The 4487-nt window shown below is 35.1% G+C and carries 3 protein-coding genes; all 3 read left to right on the plus strand.

Annotated elements, in window-relative coordinates; all coding sequences use genetic code 11:
- The first annotated feature begins 370 nt into the window (after positions 1–370).
- Positions 371–1885, plus strand: coding sequence for a hypothetical protein (locus WBM60_RS03325; RefSeq protein WP_424258973.1), 1515 nt, complete (start codon positions 371–373; stop codon positions 1883–1885).
- A 4-nt stretch (positions 1886–1889) separates the two neighbouring features.
- Complete coding sequence (locus tag WBM60_RS03330; RefSeq protein WP_424258975.1) at positions 1890–3311, plus strand: S41 family peptidase; 1422 nt, start codon at positions 1890–1892, stop codon at positions 3309–3311.
- 235 nt (positions 3312–3546) lie between these two features.
- Positions 3547–4227, plus strand: coding sequence for a hypothetical protein (locus WBM60_RS03335; RefSeq protein WP_424258977.1), 681 nt, complete (start codon positions 3547–3549; stop codon positions 4225–4227).
- Positions 4228–4487: the final 260 nt, after the last annotated feature.

Genomic DNA, 4487 nt, shown 5'->3' on the forward strand with positions numbered 1-4487 from the left:
CAGCCTTTGACCGACCGATTTTAGTCGGGGACTAAAAGCCATTGGTCAGGGCTTCCCCGCAAAAAGGATTACTGATAGTTTAACGGCACACCGTATCACTGTCAACTGTTTTTTTTAAATTGGAGGACTGAATATAAAAAACAGCACCCAACAATATGTATAGCCCATTAAAACGGGCCATACACTTAACGTTGTATCCAATTTTTAACCTGTAGCCATATTTTAGGACGAGACAAAAAATGTTGAAGTCGTTTTACATTTTATATTTTATTGTAACATTTTTTTGATTCGTTTGTCTTTAATAAAATATTAAAAACCAATTTTGAGAAAACAATAAATTTATTTGCAACAAATCTTTAAATTAATTATAATGAACAAGAAAATCTTTTTTTCAACATTAATCATCGCAGTACTATTATCTTCATGTGCGATAAAAAAGTCAAATGTATCACAGCGATCTATACCTGATGTAGCTAACAAATATATGCTTACATTCAACGAGTCAGACCCTAAACTGGTTAACATTGAAGCGAAAATAACGCTCCAAGATTCGTTATTAAGTATGAGTGAAAATGGACCCGTTCCTCATCGCTGGCCTCAGTACATCAAAAATTTGGAGATTACAGATAAAAATGGAAAATCAATCCGATACCAGAAAAGAGATTCCACAGCATGGTTTGTTGATAATGCTTATAACGGAAAGCGTATAAACTTGCATTACGATGTGAAGATTGACCATGAGGATAAAAATTGGCCTGGAGGAATAGATGGAGTGGCATTTGTGAGAGATTGGGGCGTCATGGCATCGGGAAGGGCGTTGTTTATTACCAATGGCGACGAAAATAAAAACATTGAAATATACTATAAAAAATCAGATAATTGGAAGGTTTCCGCACCTTGGGAACAAAAAGGAGAAAATAGATATACCGCTACCAATCAATGGAAACTACTAGAGTCATTAATGTTTGTAGGTACGCATAAAGAAGTGAATCTTAAGCGTGAGGAATTTACCTTAACCTTTGTACTTGGTGGAAACTCTATTTTGAAAAATGAAGAGTCATATACCGCCAATGCCACTAAGGTATTGGATTATTATATTGACTTGATGGGAGGCATTCCAAAATCTGCTCCTGGAAATGAATTGTCTAAGGCAATGGTCATTATTAATGAAGGAGAACAAATAGATGGGGAGGTTATTGGAGACGATATTAGTATTTTTTTAAATCCCAATGCTGCTCCTCAGGAACAAGTTTTTGGATGGTTTCTCTTTGCCCATGAATTTTTTCACCTTTGGAATGGAAAATCCCTACGCTTTCAAGACACTTCAACCGATTGGTTTAAAGAAGGTATCACCAATTATTACACCATTAAATCTTTATACAATACTCAAATTGTAAACGAAGAGGCTATAAAAGGGGTGATGAATAATTTGTTCTATAACCGGTATATCAATGATTCTGGATTGGGCTCCTTGGCTCCTGCTGATGCAGCTTCTCCATTGTTGAAAGATAACCATTGGGGATTGGTTTACGGAGGAGGACTGTTTGCTGGTTTGTGCATGGATATGGAAATTAGACATAACACCCAGAACCAAAAAAGTCTAGATGATTTAATGCAGTTTTTTTATAACAACATGGCTGGAACAGATGCTTCAATTGCCAATAAGGATATCATCGATAAGACAAATGAATTGGGTAAAACAGACTTCACGCCATTTATGAATTCATATATCAAAGGAGTTAAGATTGTTCCTTTAAAAGAATATTTAAAGTTTGCAGGAATTGAAGTTTCTACACAGAATAAACAATTAAGTCTAATCCACCTAAAAGATAAAACACTATTACAAGAACAAATGTGGTTGGGCTTTTTAGGGATTAAAATTTAATGCAATGAATAAAAGTTTTAAAATTTTATCAGTACTTTTTACAGTTCTACTCATGTATTCCTGTAACTACCAAAAGCCTAATCAAAGTCAAGGTAATAAAGAATTAAGCGTTGTTGCGGATAGCATATCGGTATTAATGAATAATTATCACTATAACCCTGCCGAACTTACAACAAAGGAATACTTGAAGTTAGAAAAAAAGGTTAAAATACTTGCAAATACCTCTAAAACTAAGGATGAATTCATTGACAATTACAATGTCCTATGGCAAGACGGTCCGTTTTCACATGTAAGACTTGGAACTATGAGACAATCTGCAGATGCAATGGCAGATTATATCGATTCTCTAAAGGTCGGTGACCAAAATGTTTCAATAAGTTGGGAAGGAAAAACCGCCATATTTACTGTAAATACAATGACAGGTATAGACACAAAAGAAAAAGTGTTTGAAGCTTACGAGCTTATCGCTAAAAATCCAACAGAAAGCCTAATCATAGACCTACGAAATAATTCAGGAGGCACTTTTGCAGGCGTGCCCTTGGTCGGCCATCTTCTTTCAGAACCTATTGATGCTGGCACATTTGTTTCAAAAAAATGGTGGGATAATCATACAAAAGCACCAAGCGTTACCAATATTCAAAACCTATCCTCATGGCAAGGATGGTCCATAAAGTCCTTTTGGCATGATGTGCAAGAAGCACCCTTAACACGTATCATGTTTAAACCAATGCAGCCTCACTTTAAAGGGCGTGTTTATGTACTTATAAGTAATAAGACGGCTAGTGCTGCAGAAATGACTGCAGATGGTCTTGCTCAACTAGAAAATGTTACAGTTATAGGCGAAACAACCGAAGGTGCAATGTTGTCACAAAAAATGTATGACCTGCCATCTGGCTTACAATTGTCTTTACCTATTGCTGATTATTATTCCAACAGAATGGGCAGGATTGAGGGTAAAGGAGTTACACCCGATGTAACAATTAACCAAAGTTTAGCTATGGATGTCGCACTCTCACTAATAAATGGAAAGGAATTAAACCAGGCCTTAGCAGATGCTAAACAAAAAATGTCTGAAATGCAAGAGCAACCTCTAGGAGTTAATGTAATTTATTTGCTCGGCGACATGAACGATTGGGGCAAAGACTTTAAGGCTACTCCTCAATTCGAATATAAAGGTAAGGGAATTTATGAATCCATTATAACCTTAAAAAAAGGGCGTTATGGGTTCAAAGTAGCACCCCTAGATTGGTCTTTTGATTATGGAGCAAACCCAAACGATGAAAATGTAATTATCGGGCAGAATAGGTCTCTAGTAAGAGTGCCAAGAAGTAGTAATTTGATAATTGAAATTGAGGAGGAATCAAAGCTAACATTTAGGCTTGATGTAAATAACATAAAAGAAGCTAGGTTATTGGTTAAAAAATAAAATTACTCACTTAACTTATGTAAATATGAAGAACATCATCGTAATAGTAGCTGTCATTCTGCTATCGAGCTGTAATAATAATATATTCCATCAGCACATAGATGACATAAAACCTATTAAATTATGAGCAGGAACACTATCTATAGATTCCGTACAATGGAATAATGTATATGTATCAAAAACTAAAGAACTCTATTTTACTAAAATGGGGAAGTCCTCGTCTAATATTTACAAAATGGACTTTGAAGATGAATCATTTAAGAATTTACAAGAAATTCCATTCCCAAACGTTTCTCCTCATTCAGATGTTTATGTAAACCCAGAAGGAAATCTGATGTTGTTTTCCTCATTGATGCCTAAAAATAAAGCGGACACCATCTCCGATTGGAATATCTGGAAATCTATAAGACAAGATGGAGATTGGCAACAACCTCAACCCTTTTTCTCCAAAAACATGGAAGGCAATCAATTCTATCCATGGCTTACCGACAATGGGAATCTATATTTCTCTATTACTCCCCATGGTTCCCAAAATAGTGACCTCTATGTTTCTGAATTTAAAGAAGGGAAATACCAAGCATCGCAAGCGTTACCGACAACTATCAACTCTAAAAAATTAGAAGGCGATGCCCATGTTTCTCCAGATGAGTCCTTTTTGATATTTGCTGGTTTTGAAAGAAATCAAAATATGGGAAAATCCGATTTATATATTTCAATTAATGAAAATGGAAATTGGTCTAAAGTTATTTGGATGGGTAAAAATATCAATTCGGAAGGATATGACGGCAGCCCTTATGTTACCGAAGATGGAAAATTTCTAATATTTACCAGCAGTCGTGGTAGCACAGATGAGAATACTTTTTTTAATCATTACATTGTTAGGTTCTCCAAAGAGAAATATGATTTTAATGATTGAACAGAAAACTGGCTACAACACGGTGTATAAGCAATAGCGGGTTAAGTGCTATTTTGAAACATAAAAACATAAATCAAAGGTTAGTGTTTTCTGAAAAGTTAGGGCTTATATTCTGCTACTGCTCATACACTTCACCGTTGTGTGCAATTTGAAAAAATGAAAAATTTTGAATTAAAGACAAATCCTGAAGTTGAATTGGTTTTTGCCAACTACCCTGAAGAGGTTCGTAAAAAAATGATTGGCTTAAGAGAATTGATATT

It is taken from the genome of Eudoraea sp. (assembly GCF_049669105.1).
Lineage (GTDB): Bacteria > Bacteroidota > Bacteroidia > Flavobacteriales > Flavobacteriaceae > Eudoraea.

Excerpts from the sequence above, each read along its gene's own strand:
- WBM60_RS03330 (WP_424258975.1), top strand. The coding sequence starts at position 1,890 with ATGAATAAAAGTTTTAAAATTTTATCAGTACTTTTTACAGTTCTACTC.
- WBM60_RS03325 (WP_424258973.1), top strand. The coding sequence starts at position 371 with ATGAACAAGAAAATCTTTTTTTCAACATTAATCATCGCAGTACTATTA.
- WBM60_RS03335 (WP_424258977.1), top strand. The coding sequence starts at position 3,547 with ATGGACTTTGAAGATGAATCATTTAAGAATTTACAAGAAATTCCATTC.